Genomic DNA, 20,792 nt, shown 5'->3' with positions numbered 1-20,792 from the left:
GGATCGCTGTGTGCACGAACTCGTCGCGGCCAGGGCGGCTCTGCAACCGGACGTGACCGCACTGGTCGACGGTGCGGGCGCGCGGCTGAGCTACGGAGCGCTCGATCGCGCCGCGGACCGGCTCGCCGCTCGACTCGCCGCCGCCGGGCTCGGCCCGGGTGCGGTGGCGGGAGTGCTGCTCGAACGCGGCATCGACTTGGCCGTGGCGGCGCTCGCGGTCATGAAGACCGGCAGTGCGTATACACTTCTTGATTCCGACTTCCCGGCGGCGCGGCTCGCCTCGGTAGTGGCGCAGAGCTCTGCCGCCGTGCTGGTGACGCGCGCAGGCGTGTACGACTCCTGTGACGTGGCTGCGGGGGTTGTGCGTGTCCTGATCGACGCGGCCGCGGCTGGCGCGGCGGACGGCGTGCCGCATGCGTCGCAAGCCGTACCGGAGTGGACGCCGCCGCAGGTCCGGCCGGACGCCGCGGCCTGCGTGATGTTCACCTCGGGATCCACCGGGCGCCCCAAGGGCGTGCTCGCGCCGCACTCCGCGGTAATCGCGGCGGTAGCTGAAACCGTGTACTGCGACGTCCGGCCCGGCGAGGTGGTGTTGCAGGCCTCCCAGGTCTCCTGGGACGTCTTCACGCAGGAGCTGTGGGGCGCTCTCGTCAACGGCGCTACCTGCGTGCTGCAGGAGGGCCAGCGTCCTGATTCAGACCGGATCGCGACATTGATCGAGGAGCACGGCGTCACGATCATGTACGCGGCGGCGAGCCTGTTCAACCATCTCGTGGACGAGCATCCGGATGCGCTGGCCGCGGTCCCGCAGGTGATGACCGGCGGAGAGCCGCTTTCCGTCGCGCACGTGCGGCGCGCCCTGGCACGACGGCCCGATCTGCGGCTGGTGAACGGGTACGGCCCGGTTGAGACCATGATCCTCTCCACGGCCCACCGCGTCGTCGAGGCAGACCTCGAGCGTCCGGCGATCCCGCTGGGCACGGCGTTCCCCGGCGACACGGTGTATGTGCTCGATGCCCGGCTTCGGCAGATCACCGACGCTCAGGTCGTCGGCGAGATCTACATCGCGGGCGACGGGCTTGCCCACGGCTATGTCGGCGCCGCAGCGCAGACGGCGGAGCGCTTCGTCGCCGACCCGCACGGCCCGGCGGGCACGCGGATGTACCGCACCGGCGACCTCGGCCGCTGGACGGCGGACGGTCTGCTGGAGTTCGTCGGGCGCCGCGACGAGCAGCTCAAGCTGCGCGGCATGCGGATCGAACCGGGCGAGGTCGAGGCGGCGCTCGCTGCTCATCCGGGTGTGGCCGGTGCGGCCGTGCGCGCGTGGGACGGACGACTGGTCGGCTACGTCGTCGTCGATGGCGGCGTCGGCCCCGGTTTGTCGGATGATGAGTTGCGCGCGCACTGCCGCGCGACGCTGCCGGACCATATGGTTCCGCAGACCTACATACGTCTCGCTGCGCTGCCGCTGACGGCGAACGGCAAGCTCGATCGGGCTGCCCTGCCGGCACCTGAGGTGACGCGGCGCACCGGAGCCGACGCTCGCGCGCCGAGAACTCAGCTCGAGCGGCAGCTGTGCCGGCTGTTCCAGGACCTGCTCGGGGTGGAGGCGGTGGCCGTTGACGAAGGATTCTTCGAACTCGGCGGGCATTCGCTGACAGCGGCGCGGCTGATCGGGCGGATCCGCCGGGAACTCGGGCTCGAACTCGACCTCAGAACCCTGTTCGACGCGCCGACGGTGGCCGGCCTGGCCGAGGCCGTCGGCGTCGGCGTCGGCGTCGGCGTCGGCGAGCGCACATCGCAAGCGCTACTGCCGTCGCTTCCGTCGCTTCCGGCGTTGGCGCCGCTGGTGCCGCCGACGCGACCGGACCGCATCCCGCTCGGCACCGCGGCGCGACGGCTCTGGCTGCACGACCAGACCTACGGGGGCCCGGGCAGCAACCTGCCGCTGCTCATACGGATAACAGGCCCACTGCACGGCGGCACGGACGACCGTGGGGACGCAACCAGCGCACTCCGGGCGGCGATCAACGACGTCGTCCGGCGGCACGAGATTCTGCGCACGATCTTCCCGGCGTCGCCGGACGGGTCACCGGAGCAACAGGTCCTCGACCGCGCCGACGTGGCTTGGACCGAAGTGGCTCTTGCGGCAGCTCCGTCGGGGGAGCCGGCGAACGAGGCAGTGCTCGACGCCGCCGTGGCCGCTGAGATCGCGCGGCCCTTCGATCTGTTGAGCGAGACGCCTGTGCGGGTCACGCTCTTCCGGTGCTCCGCCACCGAGCATGCGCTGCTGATCGTTCTGCACCACATCGCTGCCGACGGCTGGTCGATGCGTCCGCTGCTGCGCGACCTTGCCTCGGCCTACACCGCGCGCTCGCACCACGCCTGCGCGCCTGCTTGGGATCCGCTGCCGATCCAGGTCGCCGACCACGCGCTGTGGCAGGAACGGGATCGCTCGCTGCGGCCCGCTGAGTTCGAGCGCCAGTTGGAGTTCTGGCGGTCCACGCTCGCCGACCTACCCGCCGACGACTTCGTCGAGGGCGACCTGCCCGCCGACGGTGCCGGCCGGCGTTCTCGGCGCAGCGCCGTCGCCACCGTGTCTCTCGATTCCGCGACCCGCCGCGCCGTTGAGCGGTTCGCGCGGGATCATGGGGCCACGTTGTTCATGGTTCTGCATGCGGCTCTCGTCATCGTCAGCGCACGGCTCCAAGGCAGCTCCGACGACGTCGTCCTCGGCACGGTCACGGCCGGTCGTGGCGATGCCGCGCTGGACGAGGTCGTCGGCTTCTTCGTCAACACCGTCGTGCTGCGCACTCGCGTCAGCGATGATCCGATCGTGCGCGCGCTGCTCGACCGTGCGCGGGAATCCGAGCTCGAAGCCTTCGCGCGGCAGGACGTGTCGTTCCAAGAGATCGTCAGTGCCCTGCGTCCGCGACGCGTTGTCGGTCGCACGCCGTTCTTTCGGACGCTATTGGTCCTGCAGAACAACCTCGACGCGGAGTTCGACCTGCCCGGCCTGACGACGAAGGTCAGTCTGCCGAAGGTGGGTGCGGCCAAGTTCGACCTCGTCTTCGAGGTGACCGAGCGCGATGGGCTCGATATCGAGCTCGAATACTCCGTCGGGTTGTACGACGCCGCGGCTGCATCCGGCATGCTCGGCTCTTTCGCCGCTGTGCTCGCCGCCCTGCCGACAAACGCGCAGACGCCCATCAGCTCTCTGCCGATGCTCGGCGGCGACCAGCGTGCTCGCGCTCTCGCGGTGGCTTGCGGGCCCGTACCTTCGGCCGATGCAGCGGCCCTTGTGCCCGACTTGTTCGTTCAGCAGGCGTGGCGTATTCCCCAGGCCGACGCTTTGGTCGTCGGCGACGAGCGCTGGACCTATGAGCAGGTGTTGCAGGAGTCTGCGGCTTTGGCTCGGCGGCTGCGCACTTGTGGCGTCGGGCGCGAAAGCGTGGTGGCGTGCTGCCTGCCGCGTACGAAAGCAGGGCCGCTCGGGTTTCTCGCTGTGTTGCGGGCCGGCGGCGCGTATCTGCCGCTGGATCCCGAGGGTCCGGTGCAGCGGCTGTCCTTCACCGTCGCTGATGCGGGGGCCGTTCTGGTGCTCGCCACCCGGGCGACCGCGGATCGGGCCGGCGCGCTGGGGCTTCCGGTGCTCGTCCTCGACGAGCCGGGGGAGGAGCCCGACCCGTCCGAGCCGTTGCCCGAGCTCGCCCCCGGCGATCTCGCCTACGTGATCTACACGTCCGGCACGACCGGTGAGCCGAAGGGCGTGGCCGTCGAGCACGGCACCCTGGCGAATATCGCCTCCGTGCTCCGGCATGCCTTCGACGTGACCGAGCACGACAGGGTCCTGCAATGGGCGTCGCACACCTTCGACGCCTCGATCTGGGACATGGTCAAAGCACTGACGTCAGGTGCCTCGCTGCACATCGCCGCGGCCCACGAGCGGGTCGGCCCGGATCTCGCGCGGCGGCTGCGGGAGAGCGCCATCACGCTCGCGCTGATCACACCGACCGCCGCCGGGTCGATTCCCGCCTCGTCGGCATCGCTGCCAGATCTGCGTACCTTGATCCTCGGCGGTGAAGCCGTCGCGCCCGGGCTTGCCGCGCGCTGGTCACCGGGACGGCGCCTGGTCAACGCCTACGGGCCGACCGAGGGGACGATCTGCGCCACCATGGGCGAGCTCGCGGGCGCCGATCCCGTGCGCATCGGCCGACCGGTCGCGGGTGTGCGCGTCTATGTGCTCGACGAACGATTGGAGCCGGTACCCGCCGGGGTGCGCGGGGAGATCTATGTGGGCGGCGCGGCCGTCGCCCGCGGGTATCTCGGCCGCCCGGCGCTGACCGCCGTCCGCTTCGTCGCCGATCCGCACGCGGATGAGCCTGGCGCGCGGATGTACCGCACGGGCGATCTCGGGCGCTTCGACGCGGACGGTTCGATCGAATACCTGGGCCGGACCGACGATCAGGTCAAGTTGCGCGGGTACCGGATCGAACTCGGGGAGATCGAGGCGGTGCTCCTCGCGCATCCGGCCGTTCGGGACGCGGCCGTGATCATCCACCGCCCGACTGAGCCCGATGCAGTGCCGGTGCTGGCCGCGTACGTGACTTCGGCACCTGCGGACGAGGAGGCGACCGAGGCCGCGGTGTTGCGTGCGTTCCTCGCGCAGCGGCTGCCCGCCTACATGGTCCCGGCGTCGTTCACCCGGCTCGACGCGCTGCCGACGAACGCGGCCGGGAAGACGGACCGGGCTGCGCTGCCGCCGCCTGTGTACGAGGTCGAAGTCGGGGACGCCGCGACTGCCGCCAGCGCCGCGTCGGCCGATCCGGTCACGCCGACCCAGGCCGCGATCGCCGATGTGTGGCGCGAACTACTGCACCTGGACCGGGCTGTGTACGTGCACGAGGACTTCTTCGCGCTCGGCGGGGACTCGCTCAGCGCGCTGCGGCTCAGCGCGCGGGTCGAGGCGGTCACCGGGCGCGCCCTGAGCGTCGCGCAGATCTTCGCCACCCCGAACGTCGCCGGCCTGGCCGCGCACCTCGACGCGGCCGGGCTTTCCCTCGCGGAGCAAGCCCTGGCCGCGCCCGTTCTCGCGGCGATCCCGCGTCAGCCACGCCGTCCGCGCCACCGTGCGGCCGAGCCGCCCCAGGAGTGAGGAAGCGAACCTTGGAACTCAGTGTCATGTTCTTCGGCGCGCAGGGTGCCGGAGCGGGCGGGGCCGCCGCCGTGTACGAGCAGGTGATCGAGTGCGCCCGGGCGGCCGACGGGCTCGGCTTCCGTGCGGTGTGGACGCCCGAGCGGCACTTCCAGGATTTCGGCCAGGTCTTCCCCGCACCCGCCGTGCTCGGCGCGGCGCTGGCCCGGGAGACCCGGCGCCTGCACATCAGGGCCGGCAGCGCAGTGCTTCCGCTCAAGCATCCGTTGCGCACGGTGGAAGAGTGGTCAGTCCTTGACAACCTCTCCCGAGGCCGGGTCGGCCTGTCCGTGGCAACCGGCTGGCACTCCACCGACTTCGTGCTCGCGCCGGGTTCCTTCGCCGACCGCCGCGCCGAGGCGTTCCGGCAGATCGGCTTGATCCGCAGATTGTGGGCGGGGCAGGAGGCGGAGTTCCCGGACGGGCTCGGCAGCCCGGTGCAGGTGCGGCCGCGACCCGCGCCTTACCGTGCCGAACTACCTTTGTGGCTCACCTCTTCGGGCAACCCTGCCACCTGGCAGACGGCCGGGGAACTGCGCACCGGCGTGCTGGCCGCTGCGCCCGGCCAAACCAGGCAGGAACTCGCCGAGAAGATCGCGCTCTACCGCGAGGCTTATGCCGCCGCGCCGGAGCAGCTCGGCGCGCCCGCGCGGGGGACGGTGACGCTGATGGTGCACGCGTATGTCGGGGACGACATGGCCGAGGTGCGCGCCAAGGCCCGGCAGCCGCTGAAGGACTACTTCAAGACGTATCTGCGCCAGGCCGCCGCGAGCAAGGTGGGCACGGGGGACGGCGCGGCCCCGGAGTTGAGCGACGCCCAGCAGGAGACCATGGCCGAGTTCGCGTTCGAACGCTACCTGGCCTGGGGGTCGCTGCTGGGCACGCCCGAGCGTTGCCTTGCGGCGATGGCGGACCTGCGCGCGCTCGGCTGCGACGAGCTCGCCTGCCTGGTCGACTTCGGCCTCGAACACGACGAGGTTCTCAAATCCCTGCAACGGCTGGCCGAAGTACGCGCGCGGCTCGAGGATGAGGAGGGCACCCGATGAGCGGGCAGATGGACGGATCGGCCGCCGCTGCCGGCGGACCGGCGGCGCTGGCCGAGCGGGTGGCCGCGTTGCCGAGCGAGCAGCGGATTGCGCTGCTGCGCAGGCTGGCCGCCTCCGGGCAGCCGCTCGCCGCCGCGCTCGGGGCCGTGCCCCTGCGTGTTGATCAGGGTCCTGCGCCGTTGAGCCCGGCGCAGGAAGACCTCAGGATGTTCGAGCTGCTCTATCCGGACAGCGCGGCGATCAATCTCTGCTCGGCCTACCACTTCGACGGGCCGGTGGATCCGGCCGGACTCGAGGCGGCGCTCGAGCTCGTCGTCGCACGGCACGACGTGCTGCGCGGTGCGGTCCGTGGGACGCCCGGCGAGCTTCGGATGGAGCTCGTCTATCCGGCGCGTGTGCCGTTCGCGCACGTCGACCTGCGGGTGCATGGCAAGGACGCGGACCATGAGTACGCGCGGGTCGCCGACGAGTTCCGCCGCGCCACCTTCGACCTCGAGAACGACCGCCTCATCCGGGCCACCTTCGTCGTGCTCGACGAGGAACGCAGGGTCCTGCTGATGAGCCTGCACCATGTGGTCGCCGACTGGTGGTCCTTCGACGTTTTGCACACCGAGTTCGCCAAGGCCTACCGGGCAATTCTCGACGGCGCGCCCTACGACACGGCGCGCAGTGAAGTGCAGTATGCGCATTACGCCGCCTGGCAGCGCGAGCTGGAGGCGGCCGGCGTCTTCGATCGGCAGCTCGGGTTCTGGCGCCGTTATCTGGCCGACCTGCCTCCCGCGCCCGCGCTCGGGGTGCAGCGCGAGCCGGGCGTCTCGGCGCTCGATGCGGTGAAGTTCGAGTTCCTCGTCGACGAGGAGCTCATCCGCGCGGTCGAGGTTTTCGCGCGGGAGCAGGGGGCGACGCTCTTCCACGCGCTCACCGCCGCGTTCGCAGTGTTCGCGGCGCGCGTCTCCGGCGTGTACGACGTGGTCGTGGGCACGCCGGTGGCCAACCGGCACGCGCGCGGTCTCGACCAGGTCGTGGGCTACGTGATGAACATGGTGGCCACGCGGTGGCGGCTGCGCCCGCAGGACGACTTCGGTTCGCTCGTGCGCGCCTTCGTGGCGGAGTTCGGCGAGCTCGCCGAGAACGCCGACGTGCCGATCGGGCGGGTGATCGCGGATGTGAACCCGGAACGCGTGCCCGGTCGCAGCCCGCTGATCCGCTGGCTGTTCATGTACCTGCCGGGCCAGGAGAGCATTCATCAACTGCCTGAGGCCGCCCGGCACGAACGGCTCTCCTCCGGTGCCGAGGAGAACGACTTCGCGCTCATCCTGCGCAACAACCGTCGCGGCGAGATCCGGCTGAACTGCGAGTTCCGGGCGGACCTGTTCGACCCGGCGCTGGTGCGCCGCTGGCTGGAGGCCTACCTGGAGCTCGTGCCGCTGCTGGTGCGCGACGGTGGGCGGACGCCGATCGGGCAGGTGCCGCTGCTGCCGGGCGCGCGGCGCGCCGAGCTGGTCGAGAGCTGGGCAGCGGGAACCCGGCCGCAGTCGGGGCTGCCGGTGGCCGAGGCTTTTCGCGCGCAGGCCGTCGCGACGCCGCAGGCTCCGGCCGTTGTCTTCAACGGCAGTACACTGACATACGCCGAGTTGGACGCGGCGTCGGACGCTTTGGCTGCGGGACTGCTCGCGCGCGGCGTCGGACGCGAGAGCGTCGTCGCCGTCTGTCTGCCGCGCTCGTTCCATTTCCCGGTCGCTCTGCTCGGCGTGCTGAAGGCGGGCGCGGCGTTCCTGCCGCTCGACCCGCTGTACCCGGCAGAGCGGCTGCGGATGATGGTCGAGGACAGCATGGCCGCGCTCGCCCTCGTGACCGGCGAGACGGCGCACGTCATGTCCGCGACCGGGCTCGAGTGCATCGAACTCGACGCGCCCGCTGCTGCGTCGCCGACCGAGTCCTGCGCGCCCGCGGCTGTGGCGAGTTCGCCGCACGACCTCGGCTACATCATCTACACATCCGGCTCGACCGGCCGCCCCAAGGGCGTCGCCGTCGAGCAGGGCGCGTTGACGCAGCTGGTGCACGCGCAGGCCGCGTCCTACCAGACGACGGCCGACGATCGTGTGCTGCAGTTCGCCTCGTACAGCTTCGACGCCGTCCTCCAGGAACTCTTGCCCGCGCTCGTCTCCGGCGGCTGCGTCGTCCTCGGCGGCGACCCGTCGCGCACGAGCGTCGCAGAGCTCATGGACACGGCGCGGCGCCACGACGTGACCGTGCTCTGTTTCCCCACTGCCTACTGGCACGAGGTCGTACGAAGCCTGAGTTCAGGACACGAACTTCCGCCGACGGTCCGCCTGGTGGTGATCGGGGGAGAAGCGGTCAACCCGGCCGCCGTCGCCGCCTGGTTCGAGTGCGGCGCCAAGGCCCGCCTGCTCAACACCTACGGACCCACCGAGACGACCGTCACCGCACTCAGCCACGAGCCCGTGCCCGGGGTCCCGGACTCCGCCACCGCCATCGGCCGCGCGCTCGCGGGCCAGCGGGCCTATGTGCTGGACGCGCGACTGGAGCCGGTGCCCGCCGGTGTCGTCGGCGAGCTCTACCTCGCTGGCGCCGGCCTGGCTCGCGGCTACGTCGGGCGGGGAGCGCTGACCGTGGAACGCTTCGTCGCCGACCCCTTCGCGCCCGTACCCGGCGGCCGGATGTACCGCACCGGAGACCGGTGCTGGTACGACGTCGACGGTGACGTCCACTTCCTCGGCCGATCCGATCAGCAGGTGAAGATACGGGGCTTCCGGATCGAGCCTGGTGAAGTCGAAGCCGTACTCGCCTCGTGCGCGGGCGTGGGCGGCTGCGGCGTGCTGGCTCGACCGGACGCGCGCACCGGCGAGAGCCGCCTGATCGCGTACGTCGTCCCGAACGGCACGGGCGCGGCGAGCGCCGGAACACTCGACACTGCCGCGCTCACCACCCAGCTTGCCAAGTATCTGCCCTCGTACATGCTCCCGTCCGCGTATGTCGTGCTCGACGCGCTCCCACTCACACCCTCGGGCAAGCTCGACCGGGCCGCCCTGCCGGAACCGGCCGCCTCCGATGTCCCAATCGGGGCCAGGCCGATGACCGCGGCCGAGCAGACTCTCGCGGAACTGTTCGCCGAGGTGCTCGGCCTGCCCGCGGTCGGCCCCGACGACAGTTTCTTCGCGCTCGGCGGCCACTCGCTGCTGGCCACTCGGCTCGCTGCGCGTATTCACGCGGCACTCGGCCGCGACCCCGGGCTCCAAGCCCTGTTCGAGGCGCCCACCCCGGCCCGGCTCGCCGCCCGGTTGGGCGCCGCCCCCGCCCGCCCCGCCCGCGTTCGGCCGCCGCTGGTGCGCCGCGCCGTCGGGGAGCGCGGGCTCGCACCCGAGCCGCAACCCACGCTCCCGCTCTCCTCGGCCCAGATGGGCCTGTGGTTCGCCAGCCGGACCGACGGTCGCCCGAACGCGCTGTTCAACATGCCCTACCGCCTCCTCGTACGCGGTCCGCTGGACCACGCCGCGCTCCGGCTGGCCGTGGCCGACGTCGCCGAGCGGCACGAGTCGCTGCGCACGGTCTTCCCGGAGACTGACGGCATGCCTGGCCAACTCGTGATCGAGGAGCTGCCGGCTGACGCGTGGCGTGAATCCGCCTGCACACTCGAGGAATCCGAAGCACTGATCCTCGCCGAGGCGGAACACGTCTTCGACCTCTCCGTCGAGCCGCCTATCCGGGTGACGCTGCTCGACTGCGGTGGCGACGTGCGCGCTCTACTGGTGCTGATCCACCACGTGGCCAGCGACGGCTGGTCCGCGCGGGTGTTCTGGCAGGATCTGGCCGAGGCGTACGCGGCCAGGCGGCACGGCGAGGAGCCCGGCTGGGCGCCGCTGCCGGTGCAGTACGCCGACTACGTCTTCTGGCAGCGCGAGCTTCTCGGCGACCCGGCCGACCCGCAGAGCTACGCCGCCGAACTGTTCGGCTACTGGGTGCCGACGCTCTCCGGCATGCCCGAGGAGCTCGCGCTCCCTTACGACTTCGAGCGCCCGGACGCCCTCTCCTCCGTCGGCGTGCAACTGCCGCTGTGCCTCGATGCGGACCTGCACCAGCGCTTGATCGATCTCGCCCGCGAGACTGACACGACGCTCTTCATGACTGTGCAGGCCGCGGTGGCAGTCCTGCTCTCGCGCTACGGCGCGGGCACCGACATCCCGATCGGCACGGTCGTGGCCGGCCGTGGTGAACCAGAGCTCGAACCCATGGTCGGCGCCTTCATCAACACACTGGTGCTGCGCACCGACGTGTCCGGCCGTCCTGCGTTCCGTGAGCTACTGGCCCGAGTGCGGGCCACGGACCTGGCCGCCTACGAGCATCAGGAGTTGCCGTTCGAATATGTGGTGCCGGCGCTGCACCCGGAGCGCGAACCCAGTATGGTGGCGCCTTTCCGCGCCCTGATCGCCTTCGACACGGGTGGCCTCGGGCATCCGCGGCTGGATGGCGCCGCACTGGAGTTCCACCCGGTGCCGGCGAACGTCGCCCGTCTCGATCTGATCTTCCACTTCGTCGACCAGCACGATGAGGACGGCGGCCCCGCCGGGGTGCTCGGCGCCATCGAGTACGACACCGCGCTCTTCCGGCCGGAGACCGCGCAGGAACTGGCCAACGGGCTCGTGCGGATCCTCACGGCCGCCGTGGCCGCGCCGGACACGCTGGTCGACGAGCTTGCGCCGTCACTGCGGGGACGCTGACCGATGTCCGAGAGCACAGAGTACGTATTCCCGGTGACGCCCGCGCAGGGCCGGCTGCTCGTCCTCGACCGCCTCGCGCCCGGTAGTGCACAGTACTCGATGTACGTGGGTTACGATGTGAAAGGACCCTTCGACACGCTGGCGTTTACCGCCGCCGTGGACGAGGTGGTGGGCCGGCATGAAGCCCTGCGCACGGTGTTCCGCGCGGAGGGCGACACGCTCGTGCAGATCGTGCGCGAGGAAGTGCCGTCGGTGTGTTCGGTGCTGCGCGACGTGCCGGTCGACGCGATCGCGCAAACCGTTGTCGAGCAGGCGGCAGCGCCGTTCGATCTCGAACACGGTCCGCTCTTTCGTGCCGTCGTCTTCGAAGTCGACGACGGCACCCGGCGGGTGCTCCTCGTTGCGCATCACGCCGTAGCCGACGGTTGGTCACTCGGGATCATCGTGCGGGAGCTGGCAGTCTGCTACCGGCGGCTGCGCGAAGGAGCGGCGCCGGATCTTCCGGAGCCCGGCCTCCAGTACGGCGACTTCGCGGTCTGGTATGCCGAGCGCCTCGCCGCCGGAGACTTCGCACCGCAGGTCGACTACTGGTCCGACCGGCTCGCCGACGCGCCGCCGGTCCTGCCGCTGCCGACCGATCTGCCGCGTCCGCCCATGCGCACGCCCCTCGGCGGCCACGTGCTGACCGAGCTGCCGGAGAGCACCTCGGCCGCGCTCGCGCAGCTCGGCCGCGATCTCGGCACCACCTTGACCTCGGTGCTCCTGGCCGCGTTCGGGGTCTTCCTCGGACGGTTGAGCGGACGCTCGGATGTGGTCGTCGGCCTGCCCGTCGCCGGACGCGACCGGCCGGACCTGCACGAGCTCGTCGGCATGCTCGTCAACACCGTGGGACTGCGCATCGAGATCGACAGCAGGCTGACGTTCCAGCAGTTGGCCGCGCAGACAAGCAGGTCGCTGGTCGAGGCCCGCGCGAACCAGGACGCGCCGTTCGACGCGGTCGTCGCACGCGTCGCCCCCGCGCGGGCGCTGGACCACGACCCGGTCTACCAGGCCGTCTTCGCCTTCGATGATCTCGACACGCTCGATCTCGACCTGGCCGGCGCCCACGTGCGCCGGATGGGGCTGTTCCTGGACGTCGCCAAGTTCGATTTCATGGCCCAGGCGGAGCGCCGCGGCGAACGCCTCTCGATCCGGCTCGTCTATCGGTCGGAACTCTTCTCGGCGGGCACGATCACGCGCTGGGCCGGGCTGTTCCAGACACTGCTCGCCGAGCTCGCAGCCGACGGCGGCGGCCGCCCGGTGCGCGCGGCCGACTGGCTCACCGCCCGCGACCGTGAGAGCCTGCTCGACCTTGCCGTCGGCCCGCGGGTCGAGGTGCCCGAGGTGTCGGTGGCCGAGCTGATCTCCCGACAGGTCCGCGAGCGCCCGAACGCCCGCGCACTCGTCACCGAGGAATCAGTACTCAGCTATGCCGAACTCGACGCCCGGGCCGCGCAGATCGCCGCCGGGCTGCGGGCGCACGGCGTCGGACCGGGCGTTATCGTCGGGCTCTGCATCCCGCGCGGCCAGGCCTTGCCGCTCGCCGTGCTCGGCGTGCTCAAGGCGGGCGCGGCGTATCTGCCGCTGGAGCCGGAGTATCCCGCGGAACGCCTCGCCCTGCTCATCGCCGATGCGGGAGCGTCGCGCGTCATCGCGGATCCCAGTACGTCCGCGTCGGTGCGTGCAGGCGGCGCGCAAGTCCTCCTGCTGAGCGAGGTCATCGCCGCAGCCGACGAATCGCCTGCGGTCGAAGCGTGCGCGAGCCCCGACGACCTGGCCTATGTGATCCACACCTCCGGCTCCACTGGGATGCCCAAGGCCGTCGGCATCTCGCAGCGCAGCCTCGTGGACTACGCCGTCACTCGCGCCGAGGTCTTCGGGCTCGACCACCGTGACAGGGTCCTAAATGCCGGGTCGTTCAGCTTCGACATCTCCGTGGCCACCCTGTTCACGGCGTGGGCGGTGGGCGCCGAGCTGCACCTGAGCGCCCCCGGTGAACGGATCGGCGCGCCGCTTCTCGCCCGGCTGCGCGATTCCGAAATCACGATGACGCTGCTGCTGCCCTCCGTCGTGGCCGCGTTGCCATGTTCGCCGGAGGACCTACCGGCGCTACGCACGCTCGTCCTAGGCGCCGAGCCGCTGCCGCCAGCCGTCGTGCGCGAGTGGGCGCGCGGCCGCCGCCTGTTCAACGCATACGGCCCGACCGAAGCCACCGTGTGCGCGACCGTCGCGGAGCTAGGGCCCGAGGACGCGGTCGATATCGGCCGCCCGCTGCCGAACACGCGCGTATATGTGCTCGATGACGCGCTCCGGCCGGTCCCGATCGGCGTGGTCGGCGAGATCTACCTCGCCGGCCCCGGACTGGCCCGCGGCTACATCGGCCGCTCCGCCCTGACCGCCGAGCGCTTCGTCGCCGACCCGTATGCGGCCGTCGCCGGCTCTCGCATGTACCGCACCGGAGACCTCGGCCGCTACATGAGCTCCGGCCGCCTGGAGATCCTCGGCCGCACCGATGACCAGGTGAAGGTGCGTGGCTACCGCATCGAACCCGGCGAGATCGAGGCCGTCCTTGCCGAACACCCTGGCATCGCCCGAGCCACCGTCGTCGCCCGGGCCGAGGCTGGCGACGAACCGCGCCTCGTCGGCTACGCCGAGCCGAGCGAGGAGGCGAGCGTCACCGAGTACGAACTGCGCGACTGGCTCACCCGGCGGCTGCCCGCGCACCTCGTCCCCGCCGTGATCGTGCTGCTGGAACGCCTGCCCACGACCGTGTCCGGCAAGGTCGACAAGGCCGCGCTGCCCGCACCGGCGTATCAGCGCCCTGAACAGGCCCGCGCGTACGCGGCTCCGCGCACCGACGTGGAGCGGCGCATCGCAGCGGTCTGGCAGGAGATCCTTCGCATCGACCGCGCCGGAATCCACGACGGCTTCTTCGAGCTCGGCGGCGACTCCGTCCGACTGCTGCGCGTCCACACCCGGCTGACCCGGCCCGTGGACGACGACCCGCCTCTCGAGGTCGAACTCGTCGACCTGTTCGCGCATCCGACCATCGGCGCCCTCGCCGCACACCTCGACCGTGCCGCGGCCGAGCCGCGCGCCCGCGCCGCCGATCCGGGCGCACGCGGCGCCACCCGCCGCGACCGGCTCGACGTACTCGCCGCCCGCAGCCGTCACCGCCCGGCACCGGGCGCCTGAAAGGAAGGCCACCCTGTGAACGCCCACGCCGCAGCCGAGCCCGAGATCCCCGAGCGCGCCGTCGCCGTCGTCGGTATGAGCGGCCGATTCCCCGGCGCCGCCGACCTGGCCGAGTACTGGACGAACCTGCGCGACGGCGTGTGCTCCCTGCGCGACTTCACTCCGCAGGAACTCGCCGCCGACGGGCTCGACCCGGCCGAGGCCGCAGACCCCGCGTACGTACCGAGCAAGGGCTACCTCGAGGACGCCGACCGCTTCGAGGCCGAACTGTTCGGCTTCACGCTGCCGCAGGCCGCGGCGCTCGACCCGCAGCATCGGCTGCTGCTGCAGACCGCATGGTCCGCTCTCGAAGACGCCGGCTACGACCCGCGGGCCGTGCCGCTGCGCACCGGCGTGTACGTCGGCGGTGGCTCCACCGAGCATATGATCGCCGCCGCGGTCGACCGCGGCCTGGCCGGGGACCTCGGCGCGCTCAACATCAGACTGCTGACGGACAAGGACTTCCTCGCCTCCTGGATCTCCTACCGGCTCGGCCTCGACGGCCCCAGCATGGCGGTGCAGACGGCGTGTTCGACCTCGTTGACGGCGGTGCACGTGGCCGTGCAGGCGCTGCTGCTAGGTGAGTGCGACGCGGCGCTGGCCGGCGGCGTGGCCGTGGACCACCTGCGCCGCGAGGGCTACCTGTACCAGAGCGGCGGCATCACTTCGCGCGACGGCCGCTGCCGCCCCTTCGCCGCCGACGCGGACGGCACCGTGCGCGGCAACGGTGCCGGCCTCGTCATGCTGCGCCGCCTCGAAGACGCGCTCGACGACGGTGATCCGGTGCGCGCCGTCATCCGGGGTTCGGCCCTGACCAACGACGGCAGCGCGAAGATCGGATTCACCGCTCCCGGCGTCGAGGGCCAGATAGCCGCGATGAGCGAGGCCCTGGCGGCAGCCGGCGTCGAGCCGGGCAGCGTCGGCTATATCGAGATGCACGGCACAGCCACCGCGCTCGGCGACCGGATCGAGGTCGCCGCCACCGCCGCGGCCTATTCGGACGCGGGCACCGGCATCACTATCGGCTCGGTGAAGGCGAACATCGGCCACCTCGACGCCGCCGCCGGTATCGCGGGCCTGATCAAGACAGTGCTGATGCTGCAGCATCGTACGATCGTCCCGCTGCCCGGGGTCGCCGCGCCCAACCCGGAGCTGAAGCTCGCTCAGGCCGGGCTGCGCCTGGCCACCGAGCCGGCGGCGTGGCCGAGCGACGGCGCTGCCCCGCGCCGGGCCGGCGTCAGCTCAGTCGGGCTCGGCGGCAGCAACGTGCACGTGATCCTGGAGGAAGCACCGCGTGCCGCGGACAGCGGCCAGGGCAGCGAGAGCGCGCCCTCCGGCCACGTCAGCCTCCTGCCGATCTCCGCGCGCACATCCGAGCAAGCCGCGACGCTCGCAGCAAGCCTCGCCGAGGCCATCTCCGCGGATCCTCGGCTGCGCCTCGCCGACGTCGCCCACACGCTGCAGGTCAGCCGATTGCCGCTGGCAGCGCGCGGATACGTCCTCGCCGCAGACCGGGCCGAGGCGGTCGACGCGATCCGGGCGTCGGCCGCGAGCGCACGCTATCAGCCGGTGTCAGTCGATGAGGACACTGATTCGTACGGATGCGTGTTCGTCTTCCCAGGCCAGGCAAGTCAATACGGCGGCATGGGCCGCGAGCTATACGCGCAGCACAGCGCCTTCCGCGACGCGATGGACCGCTGCGCGCGGATCCTGACGGCGAGCCACGGCATCGACCCGCGCTCGTGGGCGCCGCAGCACGGAAACCCGGTCACGGACATCCTCGGCCGCACCGACTACTGGCAGCCGACCATCGTCAGCGTCGAGTACGCCACCGCCGTGCTGCTGCGCGAACTCGCCATCGAACCGGCGGCGACGGTCGGCCACAGCATCGGCGAGTACACCGCAGCATGCCTCGCGGGCGTACTCGACCTCGACGACGCACTCCAGCTCGTCGCCGAGCGCGGTCGCCTGATGTCGGCCACCGAACCGGGCGCGATGCTCGCCGTGTTCGCCGGCGAGGAGCAGGTGCGTCCGCTGCTGACAGCGGACATCGACATCGCGGCGGCCAACGGCCCGGACGCGTGCGTCGTATCCGGCGACGCCGCGAAGGTGCGTTCGCTGGCCGGCGTGCTCGACTCGCGCGGCATCAGTCACCGCGACCTGAACGTGCAGTACGGCTTCCACTCGTCGCTGATGGACGGCGTGGTCGAGGAGTTCGCGCGCATCGCCGCGCAGGTGACGCTGCATGCGGCCGATCAATCCTCGCCGCGCTACGTCTCGACCGTCACCGGAGCGTGGGCGAGCGCCGATCAGGCCACTGACCCGCGCATGTGGGCGCAGCAGATCCGCGGGCCGGTGCTCTTCGGCGCGGCGATGGCCGCCGCCCAAGCCGCGCACCCGGCCGCAATGGTGCTCGAGGTCGGCCCGGGCGTGGCCCTCAGCGGGCACGTGCGCCGCAGCCGGCCGGGGACGCACGTCCTGGCCACGCTCGGGCGCGGCGGCGACGAGCCCCGCGACCTCCTGCGGGCGGTCGGCGAGCTGTGGAGTCGCGGCCGGCGGATCGAGTGGAGCGCGCTGGGGGAGGAGGGCCGGCGAGTGCACCTGCCGACGTACCCGTTCGCCGGTGCGTCGCACGGCGCGATGACCCTGCGGGCGCTGACATCTGTGGCAGTGAGCAGCGAGGCACAGGGGCCAGGCGCCCGGTTGGCCGAGGTGCCGCAGCCCGCCGAACCAGGCACGCCGGCAGATCGGATCGCGGCGTTGCTGCGGGAGACCCTGGGCGTGGCAGAACCCGACGACCGTCGGCTGTCTTACCTGGCCGCCGGCGGCGAGTCGCTCACCGCCGTGCACCTGGTCGGTCGTCTTCGCGAGGAGTTCGGCCTCGAGGCCCCGCTCGCGCTGCTGCTCGAGCCCATCCCGCTGCGCGAACTAGCCGACCGGCTGGTCGCCGAGGCCTCCGCCGCGGGCGACCTGCTCGCCGCGCTCCTGGACGAGTTCGAGGCGGCTGGACCCGAATCGCGCGACGCGGGCGCCTGAGCTCGGAAGCCGATTCCTCTGCTCGCGACCGTCTAGTGTCCCCAATCCGGAAAGGGACACTACTGCGGGTTGATGATCGGCTGAGTGGTCGTGGTGGCGGGGGCGGCCGCTTCGCGTCGCCCTGTTTGTCGGACCACCCGCCCACCCGTTGCGTCGCGGGGCGGGCTGCAGTTTCAAGATTTCGCCTCCGGCGCGGGCCTTCCCTCGGAGAGAGTGCCGGGTCTCCGTAAGTGCTGTCGTTGGCGGGGCGGGCTGAGGTTGGGGGTGGTGGGGTTGCGGGTGCGTGCTCTCTCCTCGGTCGGTCCCCGGAGGCAATCAGGAACCTGTCGGGAGGTCAAGCGGCGGTGGTTTCCGCGTGCTCGATTGTGCATGGCGCCGCTTGAGCTCCCGGCAGAACCCTGATCGGGCTTCGCCTGCCCGACCGAGGAGAGAGCCCACCCCCTGGGGGAGTAGTGCGAGCTGCACTCGGGCCCAGTCCCGGACCGCGGCCCGGCCGCGCTCGATGCGGAAGGATTCTGCATCGCCGTTCTGAGCGGTCGCTTCTTCTCTCCTATGTCAACGACGGGGAGCATGCCCGAGTTCCCCGGTAATCTACGGGATTTTCTTTATTTGCCGAAGGCCGGGTATGCAACTTTTGTCGGTGGCAGCGTCTAGCATGGAAGCGTACGGAGTTGTTGTGGTTGTGGCAGGAGGGGTTGTGGACGGGATGGCTGCGCGGACGGCGTCAGGGGTGTGGCTGAAAGCGGTGCAGGATTTCCCCTCGGCGTGCGACCGGGCCGCGCGATCCCGTGCAGTGCGTGAATACCGGGTGGATCCGACCGGGGCGATGCAGAATTCGACGGCAGGTACGACCGGAGCGCCGACGCCTTCGTGCGGATCGAGGACTAGGATCGTCGGATCAGAGTGATGCAGGATCCTTCCGGGTCGAGCGCGGCCGGGCCACGGGATGGGACTCGGCCTGAGTGCAGCTCGCACGACTCCCCCAGGGGGTGGGCTCTCTCCTCGGTCGGGCAGGCGAAGCCCGATCAGGGTTCTGCCGGGAGGTCAAGCGGCGCGATGCGAAATCGACCATCAGCGCAGGCCACCGCCGCTTGACCTCCCGGCAGGTCCCTGATTGCCTCCGGGGACCAACCGAGGAGAGAGCACACCCCCGCAACCCCACCACCCCGAACAACAGCCCGCCCCACCAACGCCAGCACCCACGCAACCCCGGCATCTCTCTCCGAGGGAAGGGCCCGCGCCGGAGGCGGAATCTTGAAACCGCAGCCCGCCCCGCCCACGCAACGGGTGGGCGGGTGGTCCGACAAACCGGGCGGAGCGAAGCGGCCGCCCACACCCAGACAACCACCCTGACCCGACAGGCCATCACGCCCGGCAAGCAAACGAGTCGCTCATGCGGATCGACCCCAACGACAGCCTGAGGCAGATGAGGACCGTCGCCGAACTTCTCCAGGTCCCGCTGTACGACCACCAGCGCTGGCTCGGAATGCGCGAGGCCAGAATGGGAAGCCGTCCAGCTCGCCGCCGTCAATGACTGGCCTCGAACCCGCTTTTCAAGCGTGCCCCCGGCGGGCGGCTCGGCCGCCGCCCGCTGGGATGCGCGCGGGTCAGGCCCCTACGGGCTGATAGCGATGGAAACCCCGGCCGGACTTCTTGCCCAGCAGCCCTGCCTCCACCATGCGGCCGAGCAGCGGAGGGCAGGAGTAGACCGGGTCGCGGAACTCGGCGTAGAGACCCTCGGTCACGGCAGCGAGGGTGTCGAGGCCGATCAGGTCGGCGAGGGCGAGCGGGCCGATGGGGTGGGCGCAGCCCAGGCGCATGCCCTGGTCGATGTCCTCGGCTGAGGCGAAGCCCGACTCCACCATCCGGACCGCGGACATCAGGTAGGGCACGAGCAGGGCGTTGACCACGAAGCCGGCCCGGTCCCGGGCGCGGATCACGGTCTTGCCGAGCGGGCCGGCGATGAACTCCTCGGCCTGCCGTGCCGTACCTTCGTCGGTCAGCAGCGAGGCGGTCACCTCCACCAGCGGCAGCAGCGGCACCGGGTTGAAGAAGTGCGTGCCGACGACCTGCTCCGGACGCTCGCAGACCCGGGCCAGCCGGATGATCGGCAGCGAGGAGGTATTCGTCGCGAAGACGGCCGCCGGGTCCTCGACCACGCGATCGAGCTCCGCGAACACCTTCTGCTTCGCGGCCTCGTCCTCCGGGACGCACTCGAAGACGAACTGACGGTCGGCCAGATCCCCGAGGTGCCAGGTGAACTCCACCCGCGCCAGCGCCGCATCGCGCTGCGCCTCGGCGAGCCGGCCGCCGGCGACGGCGCGGTCCAGTGAGGCGGCGAGGCTGCGCCTGGCCGGCTCGATCCGGTTGGCGGCGGAGACCGCCACCCGCACGTCCAGGCCGGAACGTGCGCAGACCTCTGCGATGCCCGAGCCCATCGCCCCGCAGCCGACGACCCCGACCCGGCGGATGTCCGCGACGGCGCCCGCGCCGCTCACCCGACACCGCCGACGGACCACTGCAGCAGGCAGTTGCCCATCGCCATGCCGCCGCCGAAGGCGGAGAGCAGGACGAGGTCGCCATCGTGCAGCGCGCCGCTGCGGTTCGCGTCGTCGAGCGTCACCGCGACGGACGCGCTGCCCATGTTGCCGTAACGCGGCAGAGTCAGGTGCAGGTGAGCCCAGCCGAGGCCGGCTTCCTGCGCGATCTTGCCGACCATCACGCCGTTCGCCTGGTGCGGGATGAAGTGGTCGATCTCGGCGGGCTGCAGACCGTTGCGCCGCACCAGTTCCATGAGCGCGCCGGGGACGTTGCCGAGGACGAACTCGGTGACCTCCCTCCCGCGCATCCGCAGCAGGTGCGCCTTGTCCGCCACGGTCTCGGCGCTGGCCGGGCGGCGGCTGCCGCCCGCCTCGATCACCAGCAGCTCGGCGGCGCCGCCGAAGCCGCGCAGGTCCACGTCGTGCAGGCCGCCGCCGGCGGCGACCTCGCCGAGCACGGCCGCGCCCGCACCGTCGCCGAGCAGCACCGCGGTGCTGCGGTCGTCGTGGTCGATGAACCGGGAGTAGAGGTCCGCCGCCACGACCAGGGCGCGCGCGCCGGGGCGGGAGGCGAGCAGGGACCGGGCGACTTCGAGCGCGTACACGAAGCCGCTGCAGGCGATGTTGAGGTCGAAGCAGGCCGCTCGGTTCGCGCCGATCAGGGACTGCACCAGGCAGGAGGTGGCGGGGACCGCGTGATCGCCGGTGGAGGTGGACACGATCAGGAAGTCCACCTCCTCGGCGGTGAGCCCGGCGTTGTCCAACGCCGCCTCGGCCGCCTTGGCCGCCAAGTCCGAAGTCGCCTCGTGCGGCGCGGCGTAGCGGCGGCACTGGATCATCGTCTTGCGCTCGATCCACTCCGTGGTGACCTCGAAGCGGGCGGCGATCTCCGCGTTGGTGATCTCCTCTTTGGGCAGGTAGGCGCCAGTGCCCAGGACGCCGATAGAACGATGCGCGGCCATGG

At 71.4% G+C, this 20,792-nt stretch carries 7 protein-coding genes; 5 read left to right on the top strand and 2 right to left on the bottom strand.

Annotated elements, in window-relative coordinates:
- The first annotated feature begins 10 nt into the window (after positions 1 to 10).
- From ACTRO_RS08595 to ACTRO_RS08575, 5 genes are read left to right on the top strand one after another with little or no spacing between them, the layout of a single operon-like run.
- Positions 11 to 5,155 carry a non-ribosomal peptide synthetase gene (locus ACTRO_RS08595; protein WP_051450529.1) on the top strand — a complete coding sequence of 1,715 codons (5,145 nt, stop codon included), beginning with the start codon at positions 11 to 13 and terminating at the stop codon, positions 5,153 to 5,155.
- A gap of 11 nt (positions 5,156 to 5,166) precedes the next feature.
- On the top strand, positions 5,167 to 6,240 hold the full coding sequence (locus ACTRO_RS08590; protein WP_034262627.1) for a MupA/Atu3671 family FMN-dependent luciferase-like monooxygenase: 1,074 nt from the start codon (positions 5,167 to 5,169) through the stop codon (positions 6,238 to 6,240).
- Positions 6,237 to 10,979, top strand: a complete 4,743-nt coding sequence (locus ACTRO_RS08585; protein ID WP_034262625.1) for a non-ribosomal peptide synthetase — start codon at positions 6,237 to 6,239, stop codon at positions 10,977 to 10,979. The genes ACTRO_RS08590 and ACTRO_RS08585 overlap by 4 nt, the downstream gene beginning before the upstream one ends.
- 3 nt (positions 10,980 to 10,982) lie before the next feature.
- The gene (locus ACTRO_RS08580) at positions 10,983 to 14,213 is read left to right on the top strand and encodes a non-ribosomal peptide synthetase (protein WP_051450527.1); all 3,231 of its coding nucleotides are present in this window, start codon (positions 10,983 to 10,985) and stop codon (positions 14,211 to 14,213) included.
- Between the two features lie 15 nt (positions 14,214 to 14,228).
- On the top strand, positions 14,229 to 17,288 hold the full coding sequence (locus ACTRO_RS08575; RefSeq protein WP_051450526.1) for a type I polyketide synthase: 3,060 nt from the start codon (positions 14,229 to 14,231) through the stop codon (positions 17,286 to 17,288).
- 1,607 nt (positions 17,289 to 18,895) lie between these two features.
- On the opposite strand, the gene ACTRO_RS08570 is transcribed toward ACTRO_RS08575, so the two are convergent.
- Both ACTRO_RS08570 and ACTRO_RS08565 read right to left on the bottom strand, forming a co-directional pair.
- On the bottom strand, positions 18,896 to 19,786 hold the full coding sequence (locus ACTRO_RS08570) for a 3-hydroxybutyryl-CoA dehydrogenase (protein WP_034262623.1): 891 nt from the start codon (positions 19,784 to 19,786) through the stop codon (positions 18,896 to 18,898).
- Positions 19,783 to 20,790, bottom strand: a complete 1,008-nt coding sequence (locus ACTRO_RS08565) for a 3-oxoacyl-ACP synthase III family protein (RefSeq protein WP_034262621.1) — start codon at positions 20,788 to 20,790, stop codon at positions 19,783 to 19,785. The genes ACTRO_RS08570 and ACTRO_RS08565 overlap by 4 nt, the downstream gene beginning before the upstream one ends.
- Positions 20,791 to 20,792 lie beyond the last annotated feature (2 nt).

The sequence above is a fragment of the Actinospica robiniae DSM 44927 genome (assembly GCF_000504285.1).
Taxonomy (GTDB): domain Bacteria; phylum Actinomycetota; class Actinomycetes; order Streptomycetales; family Catenulisporaceae; genus Actinospica; species Actinospica robiniae.
The sequence above is the reverse complement of the archived record's forward strand: the minus strand, read 5'-3'. Positions and strand labels throughout refer to the sequence as shown.